The sequence below is a fragment of the Deltaproteobacteria bacterium genome (genome assembly GCA_016874755.1).
In the GTDB taxonomy this organism is placed as follows: domain Bacteria; phylum Desulfobacterota; class Binatia; order UBA9968; family UBA9968; genus DP-20.
The window spans coordinates 23,489-30,063 of the sequence record VGTH01000057.1 but is presented as its reverse complement, the minus strand read 5'-3'; the positions used below and the strand labels follow the sequence as shown (position 1 = coordinate 30,063).

The window sequence follows — 6,575 nt, the reverse complement described above, 5'->3', positions numbered from 1 at the left end:
AAGAGCTTCCGCAAACTGAACGCACCACAGCTTGTCGGAAAAGTAGCGCGCGGGACGAAGTATGACAATGGCAAAGAGATGAGGGTCGCCGCCTAGTATCTTTTTACACACCTATTGACAACGGCTCAATTTTGCTGCATGGACCGGCATCACTGCAAGTTCTGTGCAGGAAATATAGTTCTCCACGTTATGTCGCGAAAATTGGACGATTACGAGTAGCAGAAGTCGCCGAGTAAACCGATGCTGAGCCGGACTAAAGTTGGCCTTGTAGGTTGTGGCGAAATCGTCCGCTTGGTTCATCTGAATATTCTTACGCAACTTCCCGAGGCCGAGCTTACGGCTCTTGCAGAAGTCGATCCAGAGCGGCGCCACGCGGCCCAACTCCGCGCACCGGCGGCACAAAGCTATGCCACCTATCAAGACCTGCTGGCCCAGGCAGACGTCGATGCAGTAGTCATCTGTTTGCCGAGCGCGCTGCATGCCGAGGCCGCCGAAGCGGCGCTGGCGATGAACAAACACGTGTATCTTGAAAAACCTCTGGCCACCTCGCTCGGCGATGCCCAACGGCTTGTCGCCGCCTGGCAGCAATCGCAGGTAGTTGGCATGATCGGTTTTAACTATCGCTTCAGCGCGCTGCATCTAGCGCTGCAGCAACATATTCGGGCGGGAACCGCCGGCGCCCTGGTGGGCGCGCGCTCGCTGTTTTCGACGCCGCCCCAATTGTTGCCCAGGTGGAAACAGCAGCGCGCCACCGGCGGCGGAGTGCTGCTCGATCTTGCCTCCCATCACATAGACATGGTGCGCTTTCTTTTCGCCCAGGAGATCTGCGCAGTCTTCGCGTCGCTGCGCAGCCAAACGACCGAGGATGACAGCGCCTTTTTAGAGTTGCAGCTGGCTGACGGAATGTTAGTGCAGTCGTTTTTCTCGCTGAACACGGTGCAGGAAGACCGTTTTGCAGTTTATGGCCGGCAGGGAAAGCTTGCCGTCGATCGCCATCGATCGCCGGCCGTTGACATCAACGGCCGGGGTGACTCAAGCGCTCTCAAGCGATGGTGTCCGGATTGGGCGGTGCTGCAGCGCCGATTGCGGCGGCTTTGGGGATCGAGTTACGAGCCATCCTACAGTGCAGCGCTGCAACACTTCGTTCGGCAGATTCGCTCGGCCGAGCCGGCGGCGCCAGATTTTTACGACGGCTACCGCAGCCTAGCGGTTGTCACGGCCGCTGAGGAATCGGCGCGCAGCGGGCGCAGGGTCGCCGTGGCGGAAGTCGACAAAGGTTTTGCGAGTAGAGATGCGCAGGCCGTAATACTCCGATGAAAATCTTGTTGGTCAGCGACTACGCGACAAGCTTTGGCGGTGCTGAAAACATCCTGCTCATGTTGCGCACGCGCTTGCGTGCGCGCGGCCATGACGCGCGCATTTTCGCCAGCTCGGCGCGCCCCGGAGGCGGAGAAAGTTTTGCGGACTACGAGTGCCTGGGCGCAGCCTCACGCTTGCGCACGCTGCTGCAGACCGCCAACCCTTGGGCGTTCTGGCGTTTGCGCAAAGTGCTGGCCGAGTTCGAACCCGAGATTGTCCATGTGATGATGTTTCTCGCCCAGCTTTCCCCGTTGATTCTGCCGCTCTTGCGCAGGCGCGCATGCCTCTACCACGCCCAGTGGTATCGCGCCATCTGTCCGCTCGGCACCAAACTGTTGCCGAACGGTGAAGCCTGTCATTTCAACGCCGGCGCAGCGTGTTACCGGCAGCGCTGTTTGCCGCTGCGCGACTGGCTGCCGCTGTTGACGGTGCAGATGCGGCTGTGGGTGCGGTGGCGCAGCGTTTTCGACCGCGTGGTCGTCTGCAGTGAAGCCGTGGGACGCCTGCTGGAAAGTGACGCTGTGCAACCGATGGAGGTTGTGCTCGACGGTGTCGCGGCTCAGCCCGCGCGCTCGGCGCTGGCGCCTAACCCTACGGTCTTTTTTGCCGGACGTCTGGTGCGCGAGAAAGGCGTCGAAGTATTGCTGGAGGCTTTCTCACAAGTAGAGGTTGCCGAAGCTGAGTTGTTAATTGCCGGCGAAGGGCCGGAACGGGGGCGCTTGGAGGAAAAGTCGCGCCAGCTTGGTTTGGCAGATCGAGTGTCTTTTCTCGGTCATCTCGGACAGACGGAGTTGGCGCGCATCGGCGCTGGTGCCTGGCTACAGGTTGTCCCGTCTCTCTGGGCAGAGCCTTTCGGTCTGGTAGCGGCCGAGGCGATGATGCGCGGCACGGCGGTGATTGCCAGCAATATCGGTGGATTGGCGGAAATCGTGCGCCATGAACAAACGGGTTACTTGGTTCCAGCGGGCGACGCGGCGGCGCTAGCGCAGCGATTGCGCGCTTTGTTGGGCGATCGCGACTTGTGCGCCGCCATGGGCAGAGCGGCGCGCGCGGTGGCATTGGCGAATTTTACTGAAGAGAAGTTTGTCGACCGCATCGTGGCGGTCTACGCGCGTCTGTTGCAGAGAGAGGCGATCTGATGCGCCAGACGAATGTTCCACCGCTGGTGGTAATCGGTCTCGATGCCGGCGACCCGGGATTCATTGAGCAATGGGCGCGCATGGGACACCTGCCGACGATTGCATCTCTCATGGCGCGCGGTTGCTGGGGGCAAACAGGCGGACCCGAGCTTGTCAGCGAGCATGGCGTCTGGGTCTCCTTATTCAGCGGTCTATCGCGCGGCCAGCATGGCTATCACTATTTTCGCCAGTTGAAAGTGGGCAGCTACGATCTTGAAAAGAAGAGCGGCGTAGATGTCGATGCGCCGCCTTTCTGGAGCTACTTGGCGGAGCAGAAAAAAAAGGTTCTCGTCGTGGACGCGCCAGATTCCCGCTTGCTCCCTGGCCTAGCGGGAATACAGCTGCTCAACTGGGCGAGCCACGACAGTTGGGCGCCCGAGCTATTTGTGCCGATGGCGGAGCCGGCAAGCTTGCTGGCTGAAATACAGCAGAGCTTTGGCCGGAAGTTAAGCTCGCTGGAAAATCATCGGAGCACTTTGTCGGAGGACCGAGACATCTACCGCCAACTGCTAAGTCATGTCGCAACCAAGGGCGCGCTTTGTCGCAATCTCATGGCGCGAGACCCATTTGATGTAGCGATTCTCGTGTTCGCCGAGTCGCATGCCGCCAATCATCAGTTTTGGCAATACCGCCCGCGCCCGCAGGATAACGCGGCACAAGCGGAACATGAGCTGACCCACGCCATCCGCGACATTTACCAGGCGATCGATCGCGAGATTGGGCTGATGTTGGCACAGCTCCCTGCCGACGCGAACGTTATCGTAGTCTCGTCCGTTGGCATGGAGGACGATTATCCAACCACAGGCTTGAGTGATGCGTTCTGCCGCCAATTCGGCTACCAGGTGCCAGCGCAGGATCAGGGTGTTTCACTCAATCCCATGGCACTGGCGCGCCGCCTCGTGCCCGAACCTTGGCGTGTCGCCCTGAGCCGCCATCTGCCGCGCCAGCAGCGTGAACGTCTTTTGGCGCAACAGTTTCGCAGCGCTACGAACTGGCGCGAAACTACTGCATTCGCGCTGCCGACGCACTACACGAGCTTTATTCGCGTCAATCTTCGCGGTCGCGAGCCCCAGGGCATTGTTTCACCCGGCGCTGAATACGCCGCTCTGCTCGACAGGCTTGAAAGTGACTTGAGGCAGCTCGTCGATGGACAAACCGGCCAACCCGCGGTGACCAAGATCATGAAAGCCGTCGATCTATTCGGTGCGGAATTTGATCCCGCGCTCCCCGATCTGTTTGTGGAATGGCAGCCTGGCCGTTTCATCGAGCGGGTAACCTATCCCAATGGCGAATTAGTACGGAGGAGGCCGGACTACTACCGCGTCAGCGACCATTCATCGCAGGGGTTTTTGGCTGCGGCGGGCGCTTCGATTCGGCAGCGGGGCGAGATGCCCGCGATAGACGTGCTGGACTTGGCGCCGACGTTTTTGCGGCTGATGGATCAGCCGGTACCCGACAAGTTTCGCGGCAAAACGGTTGCCAACCTGCTGCGTCTCTGATTTGGCGACGAGCTATGGCGCGCAGTTTGCCCAGTTTTGCCATCGTTGTTCCGACCCATGAGCGGCCCGAAGAACTCTCGGCGTGTTTGGAGGCGCTTTCGCACTTGGACTATCCGCACGATCGTTTTGAAGTTGTCGTGGTCGATGACGGCAGCGCGGAGTTGCTCGACGAGCTGGTTGCAAGATACGCCTCCCAGATTTCCCTGAAGCTATTGCGGCAAAAGAACGCCGGCCCGGCGAGTGCGCGCAACCTGGGAGCGGCCAGCGCCGGCGCGGAGTTTCTTGCGTTCATCGATGATGACTGCCGGCCTGCACCCGATTGGCTGAGGGTGATTGCCAATCATCTTATCGCCGATCCCGAGCGTGCCATCGGCGGGCGCACGCTGAATTCGCTGCCGAACAACGCCTACGCAACCGCTAGCCAACTGCTGATTTCCTATTTGTATACTTACTACAATCGCAATCGTGACGAGGCGCGCTTCGTGGCTTCCAATAACCTGGCGCTACCGGCGAAGTTGTTTGAGAAGCTTGGCGGTTTTCAAACCGGCTACAGGCGGGCCGCGGCGGAGGATCGAGATTTCTGTGATCGCTTATTGTTAGCTGGCTATCGGCTGGCGTATGTGCCGGAAGCGATCGTAAGCCATGGGCATAGGCTGACGCTCGCGAGATTTTGCCGACAGCATTTTAACTATGGGCGCGGTGCATGGACCTATCATTGCGCCCGCGCCCAGCGGGGGCAGGGCAAAGTTAAGATCGAACCGCTGTCATTTTATCTCAATATTCTGCGCTACCCGTTCACGAGCCACAGGGGCGCGGCGGCTGTATGGCTGGCTGTATTGCTCGGCGCCACGCAAGTCGCCAACGCGGCCGGGTTTTTTTGGCAGCGTTGGCTGGGCAAATAAGTCTCGTACAATCTTTCGATGAGCTCGACCAGAGGCAAGTGGCGCACCGCAATGATGCTACGAAACGGACGGATACCAAAAAGGCCAACAGAGTGAGTCTCCTGAGCACAGCCGCAGGGCGGCGCCTGATCGGTGGAACGGTTCGCAATCTCTTGGCCGAGGCGCTTTTCCCTCTAACGGCGCTGATCACCTCAGCCTTTCTCACGCGCCGGCTGGGTCCTCATGGCTACGGACTGCTCGCGCTCGTACTCACAGTCATAATCTGGATTGAGAGCGCTCTTAACTCGTTTTTTAGCAAAGCGACGATCAAGTTTGTCGGCGAAACCGATCAGTGGAACGGACTGGCGGCCGCCATCGTTCGCGGCAGTATTTTGATCGGCTGCGCGGCGATGATCGTCGTCTGGCTCGCGGCGGCGCCGATCAGCCGATTTCTCGGCGAAACGGAGTTGGCCGCGTATCTTTATGTGGCGGCGCTCGATATCCCGATTGTCGCAGCAGGCTTCGCCTACCGCGGCGTGTTACTGGGAATCGCCAACTACCGCGGCAGCGCGATCGCTCGGGCCAGCCGTTGGCTGGCCCGACTTCTTCTGATCGTTTTGTTGATTGAGGCCGGCTTCGCCATCACTGGAGCTCTGTTGGGCATGATCGGCGCTTCCATCGTCGAGCTGGCGATCTGCCGCTACTATCTCGGCCCACTGAGGATCTTCAGCCACTGGCGCGAGTCGATGAAGATACAACGCTATGGTGGGCTGCTGCTGCTTTCGTCGATCTGTATCATGGCCTACACAAGTGTGGACCTGTTCTTTCTGAAGCGGCTCGGCGGCACGCCGGCACAGGCCGGTATCTATAATGCCGCGCAGAATCTGGCGCTGCTTCCCGCGCTATTTGGCTGGACCTTTTCGTCGTTGCTGTTGGCCAGCCTGAGTCGGTTGCTGGCCGACGGGCAAATCGCAAAGGCGCGCGAGAGCGCCAGTGATGCGCTGCGGGTGACGCTCTGGCTTTTGCCGGTGGCCGCCATCGTTGCCGGGACGGCTAACGAAATCGTCCCGCTGGTTTTCGGTGCCGCGTTCAAACCAGCCGCAGCTTTGCTGGCGCTGCTAATTTTCGGCGCGGTCGCCAACACGTTGTTGATCATGGCTTTGACGATCATGACGGCGCACGGGCGCCCAGCTCGGACCGTGGTATTCGCTGGTCCGCTCGTGCCGCTCGCCTGTGCCGGGCATTTGCTGCTGATTCCGCATTGGGGTCAAAGAGGCGCGGCTTGGGTGACTGTGTTAGTGGCGCTAACCGGAGCCATCGCTGCGATTACCAGCACGCATCGACTCTGGCAAGTGGCGCCGCCGCTGGGCTCGATGATACGCAGTCTCGTGGTCACGCTGATCGTCGGTAGCGGTGCGGTTTTTTGGCCGGTCGCGGGCGTGCTGGGTTTCGCCAAGATGATCGTGTTAGCCGTGGTTGCCTTGGCCGCGTACTGGTGCCTCGGTGAGTTTCGCCCAAGTGAAATCAGTATCGTCCGGTCGAGATGGCTGCGTCAAAAGCAGGAGGTTTCATGATGCCAATGATGATACCGGTCGCGCACCAGCCCATCGGTGGGTTGTTGGCGGGATAGGCGGACTGAATCTCTGCTGAGGTAGGCC

The 6,575-nt window shown here is 59.9% G+C and carries 5 protein-coding genes; all 5 read left to right on the top strand.

Annotated elements, in window-relative coordinates; all coding sequences use genetic code 11:
• The first annotated feature begins 240 nt into the window (after window positions 1–240).
• Genes FJ145_23945 through FJ145_23925 form a run of 5 tightly spaced genes read left to right on the top strand, consistent with a single transcriptional unit; the run spans window position 241 to window position 6,491 of the window.
• Complete coding sequence (locus tag FJ145_23945; protein MBM4264466.1) at window positions 241–1,317, top strand: Gfo/Idh/MocA family oxidoreductase; 1,077 nt, start codon at window positions 241–243, stop codon at window positions 1,315–1,317.
• Window positions 1,314–2,498 (top strand): glycosyltransferase family 4 protein, encoded by a 1,185-nt coding sequence (locus FJ145_23940; GenBank protein MBM4264465.1) that lies wholly within the window; start codon window positions 1,314–1,316, stop codon window positions 2,496–2,498. Before FJ145_23945 ends, FJ145_23940 begins: the two co-directional genes overlap by 4 nt.
• A complete protein-coding gene (locus FJ145_23935) occupies window positions 2,498–4,036 on the top strand; it encodes a hypothetical protein (GenBank protein ID MBM4264464.1) in 1,539 nt (512 codons plus the stop codon). The genes FJ145_23940 and FJ145_23935 overlap by 1 nt, the downstream gene beginning before the upstream one ends.
• A gap of 14 nt (window positions 4,037–4,050) precedes the next feature.
• Entirely contained in the window at window positions 4,051–4,938 is an 888-nt protein-coding gene (locus FJ145_23930; protein MBM4264463.1) for a glycosyltransferase, read from the top strand.
• The gene (locus FJ145_23925; GenBank protein MBM4264462.1) at window positions 4,860–6,491 is read left to right on the top strand and encodes a teichoic acid transporter; all 1,632 of its coding nucleotides are present in this window, start codon (window positions 4,860–4,862) and stop codon (window positions 6,489–6,491) included. Before FJ145_23930 ends, FJ145_23925 begins: the two co-directional genes overlap by 79 nt.
• Window positions 6,492–6,575 lie beyond the last annotated feature (84 nt).